This window comes from Arthrobacter sp. B0316-1-20 (assembly GCF_059091865.1).
In genome coordinates this window covers 1-19,385 of the sequence record NZ_JBNHHC010000050.1, presented here as the reverse complement: position 1 = coordinate 19,385, position 19,385 = coordinate 1, and the positions used below count along the sequence as shown (strand labels likewise).

Annotated in this window: 21 protein-coding genes and 2 pseudogenes; 11 read left to right on the top strand and 12 right to left on the bottom strand. The window is 63.3% G+C overall.

What is annotated here, in order from left to right:
- Window positions 1-312: 312 nt before the first annotated feature.
- Both AC5RW2_RS35710 and AC5RW2_RS35705 read right to left on the bottom strand, forming a co-directional pair.
- Entirely contained in the window at window positions 313-1,080 is a 768-nt protein-coding gene (locus tag AC5RW2_RS35710; protein WP_494037170.1) for a helix-turn-helix domain-containing protein, read from the bottom strand.
- A gap of 80 nt (window positions 1,081-1,160) precedes the next feature.
- The gene (locus AC5RW2_RS35705; RefSeq protein ID WP_494032689.1) at window positions 1,161-1,658 is read right to left on the bottom strand and encodes a nuclear transport factor 2 family protein; all 498 of its coding nucleotides are present in this window, start codon (window positions 1,656-1,658) and stop codon (window positions 1,161-1,163) included.
- Between the two features lie 151 nt (window positions 1,659-1,809).
- Here AC5RW2_RS35705 and AC5RW2_RS35700 point away from each other — a divergent pair, with 151 nt between their 5' ends.
- Complete coding sequence (locus AC5RW2_RS35700; RefSeq protein WP_494032670.1) at window positions 1,810-2,313, top strand: nuclear transport factor 2 family protein; 504 nt, start codon at window positions 1,810-1,812, stop codon at window positions 2,311-2,313.
- 27 nt (window positions 2,314-2,340) lie between these two features.
- On the opposite strand, the gene AC5RW2_RS35695 is transcribed toward AC5RW2_RS35700, so the two are convergent.
- On the bottom strand, window positions 2,341-3,588 hold the full coding sequence (locus AC5RW2_RS35695) for a multidrug effflux MFS transporter (protein ID WP_494032671.1): 1,248 nt from the start codon (window positions 3,586-3,588) through the stop codon (window positions 2,341-2,343).
- 74 nt (window positions 3,589-3,662) lie between these two features.
- Between AC5RW2_RS35695 and AC5RW2_RS35690 the strand changes: the two genes are divergently transcribed.
- The gene (locus AC5RW2_RS35690) at window positions 3,663-4,601 is read left to right on the top strand and encodes an alpha/beta hydrolase (RefSeq protein ID WP_494032672.1); all 939 of its coding nucleotides are present in this window, start codon (window positions 3,663-3,665) and stop codon (window positions 4,599-4,601) included.
- 17 nt (window positions 4,602-4,618) lie between these two features.
- Here the strand turns inward: AC5RW2_RS35690 and AC5RW2_RS35685 are convergent, their stop codons facing one another.
- Window positions 4,619-5,728 (bottom strand): zinc-dependent alcohol dehydrogenase, encoded by a 1,110-nt coding sequence (locus tag AC5RW2_RS35685; RefSeq protein WP_494032673.1) that lies wholly within the window; start codon window positions 5,726-5,728, stop codon window positions 4,619-4,621.
- Window positions 5,729-5,835: 107 nt separating this feature from the next.
- On the opposite strand from AC5RW2_RS35685, the gene AC5RW2_RS35680 reads away from it, so the two are divergent.
- From AC5RW2_RS35680 to AC5RW2_RS35665, 4 genes are all read left to right on the top strand, one after another.
- A complete protein-coding gene (locus tag AC5RW2_RS35680) occupies window positions 5,836-6,330 on the top strand; it encodes an HtaA domain-containing protein (RefSeq protein ID WP_494075083.1) in 495 nt (164 codons plus the stop codon).
- Between the two features lie 859 nt (window positions 6,331-7,189).
- Window positions 7,190-7,663, top strand: coding sequence for a cytochrome P450 (locus tag AC5RW2_RS35675; RefSeq protein WP_494037171.1), 474 nt, complete (start codon window positions 7,190-7,192; stop codon window positions 7,661-7,663).
- 130 nt (window positions 7,664-7,793) lie between these two features.
- Window positions 7,794-9,071 (top strand): cytochrome P450, encoded by a 1,278-nt coding sequence (locus AC5RW2_RS35670; RefSeq protein WP_494032675.1) that lies wholly within the window; start codon window positions 7,794-7,796, stop codon window positions 9,069-9,071.
- 20 nt (window positions 9,072-9,091) lie between these two features.
- Window positions 9,092-9,412, top strand: coding sequence for a 2Fe-2S iron-sulfur cluster-binding protein (locus AC5RW2_RS35665; RefSeq protein WP_494032676.1), 321 nt, complete (start codon window positions 9,092-9,094; stop codon window positions 9,410-9,412).
- 115 nt (window positions 9,413-9,527) lie between these two features.
- Here AC5RW2_RS35665 and AC5RW2_RS35660 read toward each other — a convergent pair whose 3' ends face one another.
- The 7 genes and pseudogenes from AC5RW2_RS35660 to dctP form a co-directional block, all read right to left on the bottom strand.
- A complete protein-coding gene (locus AC5RW2_RS35660) occupies window positions 9,528-9,650 on the bottom strand; it encodes a nitroreductase family protein (protein WP_494032677.1) in 123 nt (40 codons plus the stop codon).
- 170 nt (window positions 9,651-9,820) lie between these two features.
- Window positions 9,821-9,868 (bottom strand): annotated as a pseudogene (locus tag AC5RW2_RS35655) (hypothetical protein); the annotation flags it as partial.
- A 193-nt stretch (window positions 9,869-10,061) separates the two neighbouring features.
- Window positions 10,062-10,253, bottom strand: coding sequence for a hypothetical protein (locus tag AC5RW2_RS35650; RefSeq protein WP_494075082.1), 192 nt, complete (start codon window positions 10,251-10,253; stop codon window positions 10,062-10,064).
- A gap of 153 nt (window positions 10,254-10,406) precedes the next feature.
- Window positions 10,407-10,574 (bottom strand): hypothetical protein, encoded by a 168-nt coding sequence (locus AC5RW2_RS35645; RefSeq protein WP_494032679.1) that lies wholly within the window; start codon window positions 10,572-10,574, stop codon window positions 10,407-10,409.
- 93 nt (window positions 10,575-10,667) lie between these two features.
- Window positions 10,668-12,140, bottom strand: coding sequence for a TRAP transporter large permease (locus AC5RW2_RS35640; protein WP_494032680.1), 1,473 nt, complete (start codon window positions 12,138-12,140; stop codon window positions 10,668-10,670).
- 10 nt (window positions 12,141-12,150) lie between these two features.
- Complete coding sequence (locus AC5RW2_RS35635) at window positions 12,151-12,693, bottom strand: TRAP transporter small permease subunit (RefSeq protein ID WP_494032681.1); 543 nt, start codon at window positions 12,691-12,693, stop codon at window positions 12,151-12,153.
- A gap of 214 nt (window positions 12,694-12,907) precedes the next feature.
- The gene (dctP, locus tag AC5RW2_RS35630; RefSeq protein ID WP_494032682.1) at window positions 12,908-14,131 is read right to left on the bottom strand and encodes a TRAP transporter substrate-binding protein DctP; all 1,224 of its coding nucleotides are present in this window, start codon (window positions 14,129-14,131) and stop codon (window positions 12,908-12,910) included.
- A gap of 128 nt (window positions 14,132-14,259) precedes the next feature.
- Here dctP and AC5RW2_RS35625 point away from each other — a divergent pair, with 128 nt between their 5' ends.
- On the top strand, window positions 14,260-14,790 hold the full coding sequence (locus AC5RW2_RS35625) for an SDR family oxidoreductase (RefSeq protein ID WP_494037168.1): 531 nt from the start codon (window positions 14,260-14,262) through the stop codon (window positions 14,788-14,790).
- 185 nt (window positions 14,791-14,975) lie between these two features.
- Here AC5RW2_RS35625 and AC5RW2_RS35620 read toward each other — a convergent pair whose 3' ends face one another.
- The gene (locus AC5RW2_RS35620; protein WP_494032684.1) at window positions 14,976-15,668 is read right to left on the bottom strand and encodes a nitroreductase; all 693 of its coding nucleotides are present in this window, start codon (window positions 15,666-15,668) and stop codon (window positions 14,976-14,978) included.
- Window positions 15,669-15,777: 109 nt separating this feature from the next.
- Here AC5RW2_RS35620 and AC5RW2_RS35615 point away from each other — a divergent pair, with 109 nt between their 5' ends.
- The 4 genes and pseudogenes from AC5RW2_RS35615 to AC5RW2_RS35600 all read left to right on the top strand — a co-directional run.
- Window positions 15,778-16,755 (top strand): isocitrate lyase/PEP mutase family protein, encoded by a 978-nt coding sequence (locus AC5RW2_RS35615; RefSeq protein WP_494032685.1) that lies wholly within the window; start codon window positions 15,778-15,780, stop codon window positions 16,753-16,755.
- A gap of 190 nt (window positions 16,756-16,945) precedes the next feature.
- Complete coding sequence (locus AC5RW2_RS35610; RefSeq protein WP_494032686.1) at window positions 16,946-17,533, top strand: TRAP transporter small permease subunit; 588 nt, start codon at window positions 16,946-16,948, stop codon at window positions 17,531-17,533.
- Entirely contained in the window at window positions 17,533-19,065 is a 1,533-nt protein-coding gene (locus AC5RW2_RS35605) for a TRAP transporter large permease (protein WP_494032687.1), read from the top strand. The genes AC5RW2_RS35610 and AC5RW2_RS35605 overlap by 1 nt, the downstream gene beginning before the upstream one ends.
- Before the next feature lie 33 nt (window positions 19,066-19,098).
- Window positions 19,099-19,385 (top strand): annotated as a pseudogene (locus tag AC5RW2_RS35600) (hypothetical protein); the annotation flags it as partial.

Below are 19,385 nucleotides of genomic sequence, written 5' to 3'. Positions count from 1 at the left end.
CGATCGGCCTGATGGGCAGCTCAGCGAGATACTGGATAGGACCAACGCCGGGATCTGTGCCGAACGGATTCTGAAATGGCCCGTCGCGGCCCCGGTGCCTCCTCCGGCCCCTTCCGCGAGTTTGCGCGCGGCCGTTGGCGTTTTCGTTCCGGGCATAGCAATCTAACACGAAGGAATTCCTGTAGCTTCGGCGATCTCGACAATCACCGCACTACCAGAAGTTCCGCCCGTTTAACAACCTCCGATCGGGTGCCGGCCAGCCTGCGGCACCGCTTGCAGGTTCAGGAACAGGCTCTGAGACACGCCCTGTTCTTAATCAAGCGTCGCCTCGATAGCCTGGGCACCCTCCGTGAGCAGCTCCTTCAGCGTCGGTCGCGAAAGGGAACTGAGATCCCCAATGTATGCGAGTCCGGCAGGTCCCCATGTGGCGTTGATTCGAATCGCTCCCTGGCGGCGGGATGGGCTCCGCCAACGGTCGAGGATCAAGATGCCGTCGTCATAGCGTTCCCGGGCTGCCTCGAGTACTCCTGCTTCGGTGTCCGGAACGTTCTTGGTCGGGCGTTCCCACCCGAAGCGTCTACGGGAACTCTCCAATGCTTCGAGCGCTTGGTCCTCAGGCATTTCGAGCAGGATGAGGAGCGCATGCGACGAGAGATGAAGCGGCATTGCTGAAACCGACAGGGGAACGATGTCATTGTTAGAAACCCGGTAGAGATGAACCAGCGTGTCTTTCCAGAGCGCGCCGAGCGTGATGATCAGATCGGGTGATTCGTTGCTCAACTCGCGCATTTTGAGTTGGGTTTTTTCGGTGGGCGCGAATACGCGGGCGGTGGTGGCCGCGAGGGAGAACACCCCGACATCCACCGCGAAGCCTTCCCCTCGCACCTTCCGCACGTAGCCCGCTTCGATCAGCGCTTTGAGCAGTCGAGAGGCAGAGCTCTGATGCGTGCCTGTCTGTTCTGCTATCGCAGTTGCGGTAACCGGGGTGCCCATGTCGACAAGGTACTGGAGAATTGCGAGTCCCCGAGCGAGTGTCTGTGCACCGCGGGGAGTCGTGAGGGGAGTTGTTAGTGGCGCCATGGGTCTATTCTGTGTCGGAGGTAGTGGAGAATCCAGATATTGCATGATCCGACCTTATCTTCGTGGGGGGGGCGGGATGGCTAGCCCACGGCGACAGTTGCACCGGGCACCGGATCGAGTCCGGGCCTGAGCACGATGCCGAGGTCGGGGCAGAACGCTTCGGCGGCCGGCAGACGGTGAGTGAGCCGCCAGATGCCATCAGGGCAGCGTGCGAACTTATCGAAGTACCGACCGAAGCTGTGCACGATCGGCCGCCCATCGAAGAAGTCCAGGCGGGCGAACATGCTCGTCGCCGAAGCGGTATCGCCGTCGACTTCGATCAGTGGCTCCACCATGAGGTGCTTGTGTACGTGTTCTGGCGCATGCATGTGTCGGCTGAACCCTGCGCGCAGGGCGTCTCGTCCCTCCAGCCGGCCGGTGATCGGCCATTCCAGGACCGCGCCTTCTGCCCAGCAGTCCATGAACGCGTCGAGATCGCCGTGATCGAGCGAGTGAGCGTATCGTGCCATCGTCCTCTGGATCGAGCGTTCGTCCTCGAGCAGCCGAAGCCGATAGTCGAGGTCTGTCGGGTCGGCCATGTTGCTCACGCCTCCGGGTTTTTGCATATAGTGTGCATTATCAAGCTACTCTGCGGCTGTCCTCCGCCGCAATGCCGATGGCTGCAAACGGACGCACGGCACGCCGGTTAGCCCGTGGGGTGCGTGAAGAGACGATGACGAGGCGGTTGACGTGACATCGAACGACAGCAGCGCTCGGCCGATGCTTGACGATGTCGAGGCGATCCGGCAGCTCAAGGCCCGCTATTTCAGGGGCGTGGACATGCGCGACTGGGAGCTGCTTCGGTCGGTGTTCACCGAGGGGGCGCAGATCGGCCCGATGGAGAGCGGAGTTCCCTCGCACGTCATCGCCTTGCAGCCGTCGGTTCCCGAGCGCGCGCGGACGGGCACGAGCGTCGATGCGTTCATGGAGAGGATCGAAGCCTTCCTCGCGGGCGTGGTCACGGTTCACCACGGACATCAGCCGGAGATCACGTTCACTGCGGACGGCGAGGCTGAAGGTATATGGCCGATGGAGGATGTGCTGGTCTGGCCGCAGGCCGGCTATCGGTTTCGAGGTGCCGGGCACTACTGGGAGCGCTATCGTAAAGTCAATGGTGAATGGCGGATCGCGTCGGTTCGCCTCACACGGCTCTACGTGTACACCGAGACCTTCGATCCGGCCGCGCTGAATTGATCTCCAGGCGGCGACGCGGGGCTGGACTCAGTTCGAGTCGACCTGATCCAGTCGGACGCCGAGCAGACCCAGCATCAGGGCCACGGTCCCCGTAGCGATCATCGTCGATCCCATGGTGATCGACGATGAGCCCAGGAGTGCCGCGACGCTCCCGGTGAGAAATCCGCCGATGAGGAACTGCCCTCCGCCGAGTATCGCCGATGCACCTCCCGTGCTGCGGCTGATTCGGCGAAGGGCGAGCGACATGGAGACGGGTGAAACGATGCCGAGTTGGAAGGTCGTGATGAAGAGCGCGATCTGGAGGACCCAGAGGGGTGCGTGAACGGCGCTCGACAGCAGGACGCCCACGGATCCGAGCACCGACAGAATGAGGCTCGCGATCAGCAGCTGCTCGAGCCGGAAGCGCCGCACGAGCAGCGGAACAAGCTGGCTGCCGAGGAGGATCGCTGCTGCGTTCACGCCGTACACGATGGCGAACCCGATCGGGTCGAGACCACGCTCGACCTGCATCACGAATGAGATGAAGGTGAGGTAGGTGAAGACAGTTGAAGTGCTGATGACGAGGGTGAGGGCGAAGAACAGGAAGCTTCCCTTGCGCAGTGGCGTGAGGTACTCGCGGAGGGCTTTTCGCCCGACGGCCGGCGCCGAGGGTCCTCGGAGCGTTTCCGGCAGGAATGGTGCGCAGAGCGCGAGGAGCACGAGACCGAATCCCGCGAGTGCGGTGAAGATGCCGCGCCAGTCCGAGATCTGCAGGACTGCGCTGCCGAGGAGAGGGGAGAGCATCGAGGCGAGGCTGCCCGCGAGGAGGAGCCGGGAGTAGACCCGCGCGAGGCCGGTCTCCCCATACACGTCGCGGACGATTGCGCGCGAGATGACGACGCCCGAGGCACCGCCCAGGCCCTGCAGCAGGCGCGCAGCGATCAGCACCTCGATGGTCGGGGCGAGCGCGCACGCGAGAGATGCGACCACGAAGAGTGCGACGCCGAGCATCAGAGGCCGTCGTCGACCAAAACGATCACTGAGTGGACCCCACAGGAATTGACCTGCCCCGAGACCGATGAGGCTCAGGGTGAGGGTGAGCTGGGCTGCTGAATCCGTCGTTCCGAGGTTACGTGCGAGTTCGGGCAGCGCCGGCATATAGAGGCCTGACGACAGCGGACCGAATGATGTCTGAAGGCCGAGGATCAGAATGAGCATCACCGTCGCGAATCGACCCGGTGTCCGCTCCAGGTGCTCGATTTCCATCGTCCGCGAGTCAGTCGGGTCTAAGCTCATGATGTAAAACTATGCACATATTGGGCATTTGTCGATCGCTGAACGGAGAGGCCTTGTCTGATCTGACACCGAGAATGAACGAAGAACTCGCGGTCGCCGTCGCGTCCGGGCTATCGCAGGACCTTGCGGATCTGCCAGGGACACGCAAGGCGCGGCGCGGGAGCGTCGCCGGGTCGGATCGGGAGATCGAGCCTGGCGTCGTGGAGCTCTCAGACGAGTGGGCGCCCGGGCTGGGCAGCTCCGGCGAGGTTCTGGTGCGAAGGTACGGGCCGCCGAAGCGGGGTGACAGCGCGGCGAGCATGGTCTGGATACACGGTGGCGGCCATGTGCTCGGCCACGCGGGGCAGGACGGTGTGTTGCTGGCGGCACTGGCCGCGGCAACCGGCGTGGTGATCTTCTCGGTCGATCCGCGGCTCGCGCCTGATCATCCGTTTCCTGCCGAGGTGGAGGACGCTTATGCGGCGCTGCGCTGGGTCCACGGCAACGCCCAGGCGCTCGGAGTCGATGCCGAGCGGATCCTGGTCGGCGGCGCGAGCTCAGGGGGCGGGACTGCAGCCGGGGTGGCGCTCATGGCCCGCGACCGTGGCGAGGTCCCGATCGCGCACCAGATGCTCGTATATCCGATGCTCGACGATAGAAACCGAACACCCTCGAGCCTTGCCATCACCGATCCCAGAGTGTGGGATCGAGAGAAGAATCTGTTCGCCTGGCGGGCGTATCTCGGGGACGCGTTCGGCGGTGACGACGTGTCGCCGTATGCTGCGCCGTCGCGGGCCACGGATCTCGCCGGGCTTGCGCCGGCATCGATATTCGTCGGCGACTGCGATCTGTTCCTCGACGAGTGCCTCGACTACTGCAGCCGCCTGATCGGGGCGGGCGTCATGACCGAGCTGCGCGTGTATCCGGGCTGCCCGCATGGGTTCGACCGGATCGCACCGGGCTCGCGTTCTGCACGGGAGTATCGGGACGACCTCGTGCGATCGCTGGGACGTGCTGTCGACTGCGCCGGATAGACGGGCATTCCGGCCCCTTACAGTGCAGGATTCAACGCGACCTTGATCGGAATCTCCTCCGTGCGGTATGCGGCGACGTCGATGGCCTTCGCTGCATCGGCGAGGCTGAACTCGTGAGAGATCAGCCGGCCGAGGTCGATGCCGTCTTCGTAGAGTTCCGCGGCGAGGTCGAGCGATTCGCCGACTGTATGCGGGTGCGAGGTCAGGTTGAGGATCGTCAGCTCCTTCCGGAGGCTGGAGAGGAAGTCGATCTCCTGGACGCGCGGGCTTGCTACGGCGACATTGGTGATCGTGCCGAGCTGAGAGACGACCTCCCAGGCGAGTTGCTTCGCCGGCACGGATCCAGCGATGTCGATGACGATATCGACCTCGCCGACGAGCGCACGGATGCGTGCGGCTGTTGCTTCGGGGGCCTCGCCGTCCGGGATCGCGACCGTGTGAGTGGCGCCGAGTTCCGCGGCGAGTGCGAGCCGGGCGGCGTCTCGCTCAAGGCCGACACTGACCACCTCGGCGCCGGCCCGTGATGCCGTGAGGACGCATGCCAGACCCTGGGGGCCGGGGCCGATGACGACGACTCTCGTGTCGGGGCCGGCCCCGGATACGTTCGTCCAGCGCAGGCCATTGGCGAGTACGGAGCAGCCGAAGAGCGCCGCCGTGTCCGGAAGCACCTCCGGCACCTTGTACACCAGGCCGCCCTGGGGCACGAACACGTGGGTGGCGTATCCACCCCAGAGACCCGGTTCGACCGCGAGGGCGATCGTGCCGTAGCCGTGGGCGTTCGGATTGTTCTTGCAGAGGAAGTATTGGCCCTTGCGGCAGTTGCGGCAACCCTCCGGGCATGGCCAGCGTGCCTCGACGGTGACGCGGTCGCCGACGGCGATGCCGCGTTCGGCGCTGGCCCGCTCGCCGATTTCGGCGACACGGCCGATGATCTCATCACCGAAGACGAGCGGCTTCTTCTGCTCGATGTGATCGATGTCGCCGTTGAACATCTTGAGCTCCGAGCCGTCGACGCCGCACAGCAGCACCTCGATGAGCATCTCGCCGGGCCCGATATCGGGCAGGGCGACCTCCTCAAGCGTGAAGGACCGTGGCCCTCGGTAGATGACGGCGGTTGCGGTGCTCATCAGACCTCCTTCGGATCGCGCGGCGATGCGCGGTGGATGTGGCGGCAAGTGCGGGATAGGTAGTTATAACTTTGCACTATGTGCCAATATAGCGTAACGACTTAAAAGTGGAGGTGGTGTTCATGGCAACCGCTGGCGAACTCCTGTGGGGCGTCAAGGAGAGCTTTCGGCAGTACGTCGACGGCAGCGAGGGGGTGACTGACGTTAGCGGGGGGGCCTCGATCGCAGATGATGGCCGTATCGCCTTTCCCCTTGTCGGCGTCGAGACGATCGATGGTGGACCGCAGGTTTTTCGCTTCGGAGGCGGGGTCGAGTTCGACGCGCACGGCGGTCTGCTCGCGGTGCGCCTGCGGGAGCCCTGGCTTGAGGTCATCGACGGCGAGGTGACGCTTACCGTGATGCACCCGGCCTTCCGTGAGGCCACGGAGCGTCGCCTGCCGTTCTGCCGGGTGGATGCCGCGGGCGCGAAGGTGAAGGGAGGGGGGATCCTCCTGGAGGACGCGCCGACGGCGCTGCTGATGGAGGCCACCGGCACCTTCGACAACCTGTATCGGCCCGGCATCGAGTTCGACCCGCTCACCGCGCGTGTGCGGGCCGGATGAGCCGACGATTGTCATTTAGTGCATAACCGGTACGCTATTCGAGGGATTTCCCCACGAGGAGAGGAGCGCCGCATGCCGCGGGACTGGACGGAAATCGACAACCTGCTACTGGACCCGGCGTGGTACGCGGCCGCGAACCACCACGATACTTTCAAGTGCTGCGTGACGAGGATCCCGTGCACTGGACTCAGGACACGAGCTACGGCAAGGACTACTGGGCCGTCACCAAGGAGCTGCTCCTGAGCCCGGAGAAGTTCAGCTCCCACTGGGACACGCGCGTTCCGCGCACCCCCAAGCGGTTGACCCCCGAGGAGAGGCACGAACTCGGCTGGGACGTGGTCGCCGTCACGCTGGACAACCCGCTGCACGAACTTTACCGCCGCCCGTTCAACAAGCACTTCTCCGCGCCGGCGGTGGGCAAGATGAGGGCGGACATCGAGCGGATCGTCGACGAGCTCATCGCCGAGGCCATCGAGAAGGGCGGCGAGATCGATTTGATCGACGACATCGTGGCGCCGCTGCCGATGAAGGTCCTCCTGCGCTGGCTTGGCGTGCCCGAGGAGGACTGGGACTACATCGCACTCGCGGCGAACGAATGGCTTGCGGCCTCCGAACCGAAGTTCATGCGCGATGGCGATGAGGTGGCCACATCCCTGTACGGACGGCGGAAGCTGCTCGACTACTGCGGGCAGATGGCACTGGACCGTCGTGAGAATCCCCGCGACGATTTCGTGACCGTCACCGCCCAGGCGACGGTCGATGGCGATCCCCTCAGCCTCCACGAGCTCAAGGTCCAGCTGGTGGGCATGATCGGCGCTGGTCTCGAGACCACGCGAACGCAGGCGGGGTCGGCCTCTGGCTGTTCCTTACCAATCCGGAGCAGCGGGCAAAACTGCTCGCGGATCCGAGCAAGGCGGGAGCCGCGGTCGACGAGGTGCTGCGCTGGTCGACGCCGTCGAAGAGCCGGCTGCGCGTCGCGACCGACGACTTCGACTGGCGCGGTCGGCGCATCCGCTCGGGCGATTGGGTCCTCGGGTTCACGCTATCCGCGAACTGGGACGAGCGGCAGTTCGAGGACCCGAGCCGATTCAATATCGACCGGACGCCGAACGACCACCTGTCGCTCAGTGTCGGAGTGCACCTCTGCATGGGGCGGTATCTGGCGAAGCTTGAACTCCAGACGCTCTTCACGAAGGTGCTCGCCGCGTTCCCCGACCTGGAGGTCCTCGAGCCGGACCGCCCGCAGTGGCTCCAGGACCGTACCAACACCGGATTCCGCGAGATGAAGGCACGTTTCTCACCGAGCAAGGCGCAGATTCTGCAGTCCGCCTGATCGCAGTTCGGATGAGAGCGGGGCCCACGGGCCCCGCTCTGCTCCTTCTCGCAGCGTGATCCGGCCGGTTCTAGTACACGCGGGCCATTTTGATATACACTATATGCATGATCGAAGGAGGTGGCAGGCGATGACGACAGACTGGTCACAGATCGACAATACGCTGCTCGACCCGCACTGGTATGCGAAGGGCGACTATCAGGACACCTTCAAGGTGCTGCGCGACGAGGATCCGATTCACTGGACGGAGGACGCCAGCTACGGCAAGAGCTATTGGGCGGTGACTCGATACGACGACGTCAAGGAGTATCTGCTCGCTTCCGATAAGTTGAGCAACCGGTGGGACACGCGTGTGCCGCGCGCGCCGAAGCGCCTCACTCCGGAGGAGCGCTTCGAACTCGCCTACGACGTAGGCCCCAGCACACTCGATGAGCCGATTCACGGCCTCTACCGCAGACCCTTCAACAAGCACTTCTCCGCTCCGGCGATCGGGAAGATGCGCGCCGAGGTCGAGCGGATCGTTGATGAGATCATCGCAGAAGCGGTGGAGAAGGGCGGGGAGATCGACATCATCGAGGATCTCGCCGCGCCCCTGCCGGCAAAGGTGATCCTCCGTCTGCTGGGAGTGCCGGAATCGGACTGGGATTACCTGAGCCTCGCGGCATGGCAGTGGCTTGCCGCCGGAGACCCGAAGTTCACGATCGACGGCGACGAGGTCGCGACCTCGAAGTTCGGGAAGAAGAAGCTGCTCGACTACTGCGCCGAGATGGCAAAAGAGCGCAAGCGCAATCCCCAGGACGACTTCGCGACTGTGATCACGCAGATGACGGTCGACGGCGACGAACTGAGCCTCCATGAAGTGAAGAGCCGCTTCGCGGGCACCATTGCCGGCGGGATGGAGACCACCCGCAATTCGGCCGGCACGGGCCTGTGGCTGCTGATGACACACCCGGATCAGCGGGCGAAGCTGCTCGAGGACCCGGGCAAGGCCGGTGGCGCCGTTGACGAAGTCCTTCGGTGGTCGACGCCTGCGAAGAACCGACTCCGAATCGCAAACGAAGACTTCGAATGGCAGGGTCGGCACATCAGGGCCGGTGACTGGGTGGTCGGATATCTCGTTTCCGCGAACTGGGATGAACGACGGTTCGAGCAGCCGAGCCGCTTCGACATCGAGCGCACGCCTAACGAACACCTGGCATTTAGTGCCGGTGTCCATCTCTGTCTCGGCCGGTACCTTGCGCGTCTGGAACTTAGCACCTTCTACACGAAGGTGCTCGCCGCTTTCCCCGACCTCGAGATCCTCGACCCCGAGAACCCCAGGTGGATCGCGGACCGCAGCGTGACCGGCTTCACCGAGATGCGGGCGCGCTTTAATCCGAACAATGTACGAATTTTTCAGACCGTCTGAATCCGAAGAGAGCAGGACCTATGACCACGATCCGATTCCGTCTCCCTGGCGGGGACGTCCGCACGATCGACGCCAAGGACGGTGAGACGCTCATGCGCATCGCCGTTGACAACAACATCGAAGAGATCGAGGGGGAGTGCGGCGGCGATGTCTCCTGCGCGACCTGCCATGTCTATCTGCCCGCCGATGTGTTTGACAAGGTCACGCCCTCCAGCAGGGACGAGAACGACCTGCTCGAGGTCATGGACACTTACCGCGAGAACAGCCGCCTCGGCTGCCAGGTGCGGGCCTGCGAGCTGCTCGAAGGAGCCGAGATCGAAGTGGCGCCCCCGGAGAACTGACATGGGCATCGACCGCGAACGGGTGCGGACGCCGCAGTCGGCCTGAACGTCAGCTGAGGATGCGAACAGCGTCTTCAAGCGCTGCACGGCCGATCCGAAACCCGTTCGCGGGGGATCAGAGACATTGATCTTGAACCTGACAGGGCTGGGAATTGCACCAGGATGGTGACACTTGGGCGGTCTCGAGCAGCAGTTCGATGGTCGCCGGTTCAACTGGTCGTGAGTGGAAGCCGCGCACGCTGTGCCGCTCGCTGATGAACCCCTCCTCCTCGGCGATGCCGCCGTAGGTGACGACGTTGTCGTTTCATTCCGGAGTCGTTCCACTCGTCCACCCCTTGGGACCAGGACTGCAGCAACGTGAAGACGGACGATGCCGCGGGATCCGTAGTGGCTGTAGAGGTCGGGCAGATTCGCCCACCGGCAGACATTGGCGGCCTCATCGGGCACGCATAGCATCGGGATGCCCAGCCGGCCCCCCGCACTGGGCGACGGCGTACTCCTCGGCGGCCGTCACGGTGGCCCCGGTTAGCGAATTCACCAGGGGCCCGGCAGTGCCCGCACCCTCCTTTAACAGGGCGTAAAGGGTGTTCTTCCCCGCACGAACTCCTCTGGGAAGAACTGCGGCCGGTCATCGTCCGGGCCGGCGGATTCACACCCAGGCGGCGATTTCTTCGTTCTTCAAGCGCGAGGCCACCTGCCGGGATGTGCCGTAGATGCCCTCGCGCTGTTTATCCGAGGCATTGATCGCGCCGGCCACCGCTTCGGTCTCCGTCCGCCACCCGGCCTCGTGCAGATGCTGCATCGCCTGGTCCTCGGTGGGCGGGGTCAGCCAGTAATGCACCTGCTCGCTCGGTTCTCCGCCCGGGCGGCAGCCAGCAGCAGGCCCACCAGCAGGTCCTTGCCGGCGGAGTCGAAGTAGGCGGCCCCGGATTTTACCGTGGCCGCACGGAACCGAGGGAGAGGTTGTCAGCGGCAGCGAATTTGATCGAGCGATTCACCGCACCGTGGCGACGATCAGACCCAATCCGCGAAGGCGGTCCAAGAGCTCCCTGGTGAATGCCGTACGCTCTCGCATCGCGCTGACGACGTCAAGACCCACCAGCGCGGAGACGACCCCGTCCTCTTCGGAGAACCGCTCGTGGAAGAACTCGGGTTCTGCCACCCGTCGGACCAGGCTCCACCGCAACCCTCTGCGACGCGCAGACTGTCGTGAATCACAGCGAATCTCATTCGGCTTCCACAACAGAGGCTCGCCTTATCCGCCGGACAGGGAGGGTATCCAAAGCACGATGTCCGGCCATGCGATCAGAATTCCCGTCACGAGCAAGGCGACCGCAACGAACGGCATGATGCCCTTGAACACATCACCCAAAGTGACCGTCTTGCCCACATTCACCTGCGGGTTCTGGGCAAGACGATGCACGATAAACGTAAGGAGTCCTATGGGAGGGAACACCATACCGATCTCACACATGATGATCATGAACACGCCGAACCAGATCATGTCCACACCGATCGCCTCGAGCGGAGCCTGCAAAAGGGGTACGGTCAGCAGGATCATGGGAAGCGATTCGAGGAACATGCCGAGCACGATGGAGAAGACGATCAGCAGGAGGAGCAGCTCGACCCGCCCGAGGTTGAGGTCCAAGAGCCAGCCCGTCAGTTGCTGCGCCAGCCCGCTGATCGTGAGCAGGCGCGCAAGCATGAGCGCTCCGACGAGGATGATGAAAAGGCCGGAGATGGACCTAACCGATTCGATGAACGTTTCCCGGAGAAAGACCCAGGTGCCACGAACACCTCGCTTTCCTCGTCCAAAGGAAAGCCAGCTGACGAGTAATGCGGCGAGGGCGCCATAGGCCGCCGATTCAGATGCCGTGAAGAAGCCGCTCGCCATGCCTCCGATGACGATAAGAGCGACGACCGCAAGAGGCACGATGTCTCGAAGAGCAAGCAGGCGGCTTCTCCAAGTGACTCCCTCGAGTTGCGCTCGCGGCGCGTCTGCTGGGCGAAGAATCGCCCAGAGAACGACGACGAGGCAGAATCCCCCTGCGAGAAGGAGACCCGGAACCAGGCCAGCCAACAGCTGGGGGCCCACAGGCACCGATGCGACGCCGGCATAGATAACTAAGAGGATGCTGGGCGGAATCACCTGCCCTAGCGTCCCGGCCATGGCAACCGATCCCGTCGCAAGAGTCGACCGGTACCCCGCCGAGAGCATCTCGGGAAGGGACATGCGTGCGAGTGCGAACGTGATTCCCACTGTGCTGCCGCTCGTGGTGGCCAGCCCAGCGCCCGCGATGTTCGTGGCGATCGCCAGACCTCCAGGCAACCATCCGAGCCACTGTCTCGCGACTGAGTAGGCCTTGCCTGTGATGCCTCCCTTCCACATCGCGATTCCCATGAGCACGAAGAGGGGCACCACGTTGAGGGACCATGATGTTACGGAGTCCTCGACGATGTTCCCGATAGACGAGGTGGCCACACGATAGCCGAGCATCCCCAGAAGCCCGATCGCCGAAGTGATGATCATCGAATACCCGATCGGGATACCGACCGCCAGCTGAAGGAGAAGGAGGACGATGGCCAGCACGCCGACAGTCAGCTTCGGTGCTTCACCAAAGAGCATCGCCCCTGCGACCGCCACGGCGGAAACACCCAGGATCCACATGACGAACGTCGGAACCTTCGGTCGAACTCGTGGTGCCGGAGCAGCCGGTTCCACAGTCATCACAGGCATACTAGGCAATGGTCACGCCTTCCTCGTCGGAAATGAGATCCTGTTCGGCTATCTCTTCACCGTGGAGGAGACGATAGGTCCGGGCGATTGCCGCGAGGACGACGATCCCGAAGCCCACAACGATGATCAGCTGACCTGGCCACAGCGGGAGCCATCGCGCTCCGGTGGACGTCGAACCGAGCCGCAGCGAATCCATGAGGTTCGCCGCGCTGAGCACCGTCAAAAAGAGAACGACAAGCCCGCCGACGATCTCAGCAGTTACTTCGAGTACACGTCGCGTTCTGGGTGAGGTGTGCTCGGTCATGACCGTGGCACGGATCTGTTCATTCGTGAGCTGTGCGTAGCCAAGGGCAAGGATCGCGATCGCGGGCATCCAGACGTAGCTGACCACCTCGAGGGTGCCAGGCAACGGCTGAAGGAAGATGTTGCGACCGGCGGTATCCAGGGCCACATGGAGCATCATCAGTGCGACGATGATTGCCACAACGGCGACCGCGCCGCGCACGATACCGTCAATACAGCGGAGCCACAGTGCATCCTTCATCGCATACCCCCTGTGGCCGAGGAAGTATTCGGTTTCGCGCCGCAATTGGCACCTGCAGTTACGGCACGCGGCCGTTGCCGTCCTGCCAGCAAGCCAGCGCCGTGTCCGGCCGAGCGTGAGTCCTGCACTGAGTCAACCTCCTTCGACTAAAACATCCCGAGTTTGGGCCATTGGCGGTAATGGCTGCCCACTTGTGGCGCTACGCCGGCCTCGGTTACTTTGCGCTCTCCTGGAGGAATTCGTTGAGCCTGTCTTGGTATTTGTCCCAGTCGAAGTCCGTCGCCAGGGTGCGGTATGACTCCAAGATGGCCTCCGTGGACCCGTCGTTGGGTTCGACCCCGAGCTCGTCGCGCAGGATCCCCTCCCACTCGGCGAAATAGTCCTTGAACGCTGTGATCTCTGTCGTCGGATCGGCGAAGTCGGGAGCCGTCTCGGCGAGCCGCTCGGTGAGTTCGGCTTGAGCCGACTTCAGTGTTGCTGCCAGTTCAGGGTCCACTGGCAGAAACTGCACTTGCTGCCCAGGCGCTTCCTCGACCCACCGGGCATTCTGAATGGCCGTATTCCGGAGATAGTCCGTGGTGATCGTACCCTTCGCGTTCTGGATGATCTCCTGAACATCACCTGGCAACGAATCCCACGTCTCTTTATTCATGATGTAACCGGAGCCCACGTTCGCGGAGAACTGGAGCGGCACAAAGTACTTCGCCACCTCCCACAGACCGGAGTTCATGTTCGGGGGGATGCTTCCGACCACACAGTCGATGACGCCTCGCTGCAAGCCCTCGTACATCTCAGCGTTCTCGAGGAAAACGTTGGTCATCCCCAGGGCCTCCACTTCCTCCGTGTAGGGCGACCCCGGAGTGCGCACCAGCAAGCCTTGAGCATCCTCAGCGGTCTTCACAGGTTTTGTGCACAGCATTGAGTACGAGTCCGAGATCCACGATGCAAGGGGGACGGCGCTGTGTGCCAGGAGGTCCCGTCTAATGTCCTCTGAAGAGTCGATGGTGCCGAGCAGCGCGGGCGATCCCGCGAGCTTCTCTTCGGGCGTGCTGCCAAACGCAAACGACCCGAGTCCCTGCGCCCAAAACGTGGAAGGCGCTTCGTCCTGAAACACGGACGGCGAGAACAAGGTGATATCGGTGAGCCCCGACTCGATCGCCGGCAACGCCTCCACGATCGGGTGCAACGTGCTGTCCGTATAGACCTCGAAATCGACCTTGCCTCCGGTCTCCTCCCGCACCCGATCCATGAACGCGGTCAGCGCAAGAAAATTCGAGGACGTTGCCGTCAACGGCTCGCTCACCGTCAACACCACTGGATCCATCGTCTCCAGCGTCTCCTCCGAATTTGCCGACTCAGCATCCGAAGAACAGGCGGACAAGAACACCGCCACGGACAGAACACCCGCAACCTTGAGGGCCAGACGCTTCATGGTCATCAGAACTACTTTCGTCTACGGCAGAAGCGAACCATTCGCCACTGTGCAATATCGCACACCCATGTGCGATACGTGCCAAGGCTAGCTTGCACGCTTTTACAAGGTCAAGCATTTAGTGCATAACCCGCTTGTGTATCAGCCTATCGGATCCACCGTTCTCCGCCGGGGTTAGCAATGACGGAGTTTCGACTGCGTCAGCAGATCGTGGTGGGCCCGTATGGGAAAATCCACACATACCATTGCTTGCCGCAGAGGCTGCGCTCGAGGGCGTGCGCGTGAACTGTGTGTCGCCCCAGGCTTCCCGCGCGCCGGCGATCGTCGCCGGCCTTGGTGAGGCGGGTGCGCGCAGGTACCGCGAGACGGCGCTCAAGGCCAGTCCGATCGGTCGCATCGCCACACCTGAGGACGTGGTGGGCCCGATCCTGTTTCTGCTCAGCGACGACTCACGCAGCATCATCGCAGACGATCCTGAGCGATGGCGGCCGGGGAGGCTGGTATCAGTAGGAGCCCCTACAGGCGAACGGATCCCCGGGAGCCGGAACCGGTTTTCTCGGCCCAGCTTCCGTGATTCGTTCGCGCGTTACTGCACTGCCACTCCGCCCGCCGTCGTCTCGCCCTGCGCCGCGAGCTGGTCGGCCACCCGATGTGCGGCGACGTAGCCGAAGGTCATCGACGGCCCGATGGTTGCACTGTCACCGCGCTAACGGGTTGTCAGCCATGTGTCCGGACCGCACAGAATATCCAACGTCAGCGTGGCTCACTTTTCGACTCGCAAAACGGCTCACACTTCGACCGTCACTGACAAGACCACGAGTGGGCGAGGGCTGTGCCATCGGCGTGAACGTCAGCTGACGATGCGAACAGCGTCTTCAAGCGCTGCGCGGCCGATCCGAAACCCGTTCGCTGGGTGCTCTGCATCTTCGTAACCGAAGCTGATTCCGAATACGATCTGACGTGACTCATCGAGGCCGAAGTGCTCGCGGATGAAATCGGGATGCATCGCGAGAGCCGCCTGCGGGATCGCGCCGATTCCCATGCTCTGCGCAGCGAGGAGAAACGCGGACAGCCAGACGCCGCAGTCCATCGCGCCGGGCACACCCAGGTTGCGATCGGTTGTGACGATCGCCGCGTGCGGTGCGCCGAAGAGGCGGAAGTTCTCGGCGGCCTGTGCAGCGCTGGCCTCGCGGTCGCCGCGCTGCACGCCGACGGCTTCATAGAGCGCCCAGCCGGCCTCGCGGCGTCGTTCGCGGTAGACGCCGTCGTAGCTGGCAGGCAGGCCGAAGTCGGGCGTTGACGGGTGTGATGCCGCGTACGCGCCCAGTGCATCTCGGAATCGGTCGGTCGCCTCACCGGTCGTGACGATCACCTCCCAGGGCTGGGAGTTGCACCAGGACGGTGACAGCTGGGCGGTCTCGAGCAGCAGTTCGATGGTCGCCGGTTCAACTGGTCGTGGGTGGAAGCCGCGCACGCTGTGCCGCTCGCTGATCAGTTTGCGCAGCGCGGCGAACTCGGCGGTTTGAACCTCAGTCATGTACATGCTCGACTCCCTTGTGCTGGTGCTCTCTTCTGTGAGAGGTTTTCATACTATATGCATAACCTCCGTGGGGCGATGGCGCGGGTAACTTCAGCACGAAGCGAGGATGCGAGTGAGTGATCGCAAGACGACCCGGTTAAAGAGAATTTTTGAGCGCCCGGAGACCGTGATCATGCCGTTCGGCGTGATGCCGATGCATGCGCAGATGGCCGAACGGGCCGGGTTTGAGGCGTTCGAGGTTTCCGGAGGAATGTCCTCCCACTGGCGTGGCGTGCCCGATGTCGGACTGCTCACGATGACCGAAGTTGTCGCGCAGGCCAAGGAGGTCGCGCGTGCTGTCGAGATCCCGGTGTTCTGCGATGCCGACACCGGCTTCGGCGGCGGGCCGGCGAACATCCGGCGCACAGTCCGGGAGTTCATCGAAGCCGGGGTCGCCGGGATCCATATCGAGGATCAGAAGGATCCGAAGAGGGCCGGCGGCCGCTCGGGTATTGAACTCGTCTCCGACGCCGAGGCGATCGGCCGCCTCAATGCGGCGGTCGAGGCCCGGGACGAGCTCGATCCCGACTTCGTCATCGTAGCGCGCACGGACGGATACGGTGCCCGGGGAGGCGGCCTCGACGAGGCGATCCGGCGCGGCTTGCTCTACCGGGAGGAGACGGGCACAGACGTCATCTTTTATGAGGGACTGCATACCTGGGATCAGATCCGCACTGCTCTTGAGGTGACGCCCGGGCCGGCGTATGCAATTCCGAATAACGCGATCGGCCGGCGCCCCTCGCTTGCCGAGCTGAGCGCCATGGGACAGTCCATCGACATCCTGCCGTTTGCCTTGCCTGGCGTGCACGAAGTCTGGCGGCTGCTGCGTGCGGTCAGGGACTCGAACAGCTACGCGCCGATGGACGAGTATCTCGAGAAGGTCAAGGAATCGGAGGGGACGGAGCAATACCAGGGCTGGGGCGGGGGCCTCTTCGCTCACCCGACATACGCACGGATTCAGGCGTGGGAGAGCCAGTACATCCCTCCGGGACAGCAGCGCGACTACGTGAACAACGCGAACGCGCGCTTTGAAGGCGGGCCGTCCACGTGAGCCGCGCACCGCTGTCGCCAGTGTCGTGACCACACTGACACGGAAGCTCGATAACATTTGTGGCAGGGTGTTGACCGTCACTATGTGCAAGACATACGCTTTGCCGGGTTCATATACCAAACATGCCGTCGGCGGCGACACTAAGGCGCTGACGGCGGACTAGTGCCGAGTTCTACAAGGGAGTAGGCAGATGAAGAGTTGGCTCAGTTGGATCGACGCAGTCACGAAGGTGGCTACTGCGATCTCAGCAGTCCTCATGGGGGTCATAGCGCTCCATATCGTCGTGGACGCCTTCGCGCGAGCGATCTTCCACAGTCCGTTGCCCGGCACGCTCGAGATCACGCAGTACGCGTCGATGCCTGCCGCGGTCGCGCTGGGGCTGGGCTGCGCGCTGTACCGCGGTGAGCATATCCGGGTTGACCTGCTGACTTCGGGAGCTGGGCAGCGTACACGTCAGGTCGTGGAGATCGTGGCGATGGCAGTCACGCTCATCATCGTGGTGCTCGCTGCATGGGCGGGTTTCGAAAGCGCTATGGACTCGGTCGCTAAGAACGAGGCATCTGAGGGCTACCGATGGGTAGTTATCTGGCCCGGCCGGATAGCGGTGGCGGTGGGCCTCCTCGCGCTGGCGCTGCAGACGCTCGCGCAGCTCGTACGGGCATTCGCAAATGAATTGCCGGTATCCGCTGAGGAAGCCGCTATTCGCGGTGACGAGGGCGACCGCCCGCTGATTGAGCCGGCGCTGGCGATGACGCCGCGCGGAACGGAGACGCACTGATGGCTACAACTCTTGGCACTTCACAGCAGGCAGCCTCCGCGGCTCCGGTTGATCCAAAGAACCGCGGCAGCTCGCGCCGCCACGTAATCGGCGTGGTGATCGTTGCCGCAGTAGTGCTGCTGCTGTCCACCTACCTGTTCCTGGCGCCCTCGAATAAGCTTCTCGTCGGCGCGGCGGTGGTGTTCCTGATGATCGCGCTGATGCTGCTGGAGATCCCGGTCTTCGCCACGATGATGGTAGCCGCTACGGTCGGATTGCTTGTGCTCGCCGGACCGAGAGCGCTGTGGGGGACGTTGCAGGATGTCGTGTTCACGTCGTTTGGGTCGTGGTCGCTGAGCGTGATCCCGATGTTCGTCCTCATGGGCGTTGCACTTAGCAAGACCGGAATCATGACCGGCGCCTATGACGCGGCGCGGAAGTGGTTGGCGCCCGTGCCGGGCGGCCTGGCAGTGTCGACGAACATTGCAGGTGCGGGTCTTGCCTCAATCAGCGGAAGCACGATCGCGATCACCTACGCGATTGGTAGGGTTTCCATCCCGGAGATGCTCCGCTCGGGTTACAAACCGACACTTGCGGTCGGCTCGGTCGCGACGGCCGGCACCCTCGGGCAGGTGATCCCGCCGAGCGTGCTTCTCGTGATTTATGCCGGTGTTGCGAGCACGCCCGTTGGGCCTCAGCTGCTCGCCGGCATCGTGCCCGGGCTGATGCTGGCGGCGCTCTTCACGGTCGTCATCATCGGCTGGGCGCTTCTGGTCAAGGACGCTGCTCCAAGGGGCGCCCGCTACTCCTGGGGCGAACGACTAGCGTCGCTGCGCGGCCTCATCCCCGTGCTGCTCCTCATGATCCTCGTGCTCGGCGGAATCTTCTCGGGATTCTTCACCGTCACCGAATCGGGTGCGCTCGGCGCGGTGGCAGCGCTCGTGATCGGCGGCGTGATCGTCGCACTCGGCATCCGAAAGTCACGGCGAGCGGGCGAGCCGGTGAAGACCGCGCCGACCTTCGGCCGCTACATCGGCTCGACATTGACGGAGACGGTCGGTTCGGTCGCGGCGGTGTTCGCGCTCCTCATCGGGGTGAACATGCTCACTCGGGTCATGGCGCTCAGCGGGCTTACCCGGTGGATCGCCGACATGGTGATCGATCTCGGATTCACGAAGATCGGCTTCCTGCTGCTCCTGATCCCGATCTACCTCATTCTCGGTTTCTTCCTCGACACGCTCGCGATGATGCTGCTCACGATCCCCGTGTTCCTCGGACCACTGGTTGCACTCGACGTCGACCTGGTGTGGTTCGGTATCTTCCTCATCGTGCTCGCAGAAATCGACCTCATCGCTCCGCCGCTTGGCATCTTGAACTTCGTCGTGCTCGGTATTGCGAGGTCAGTGAGCAAACAGGGTGACCAGAAGGTCACGATCATGCACGTTTTCAAGGGCGTAACGCCATTCATCTGCGCGTGCGTCTTGTTCCTGGTCCTGCTCGTGATCTTCCCGGAGATAGCGACGTGGTTGCCGGGTATCTCGTCGGCGAAGTAGCCGGCGGTCGTACTAAGAAGACATAGGAGTCTCATGTTGGAGCCTAATCAGGTTGGTCGTGGTCGTGTTGGTGCGGCTGTGGTGTCGCTGTCGGCCGCAGCGGTGTTGCTCGCCGGGTGTGCCGGGGGTGCCTCGGATGCGGGGGCCGGGGGGAACGCGGGCGATTCGATCGCAGCGATGGAACCGGTGGAGTTCGTGGTTTCTGAGCCGCTGCCGGCGACGAATTCGAATAACAAGGGCATGAAGTTGTTCATGGATTACGTGACCGAGCACACGGACGGCAAGGTGACGTTCGACGTCTATGACAGCAGCACGTTGCA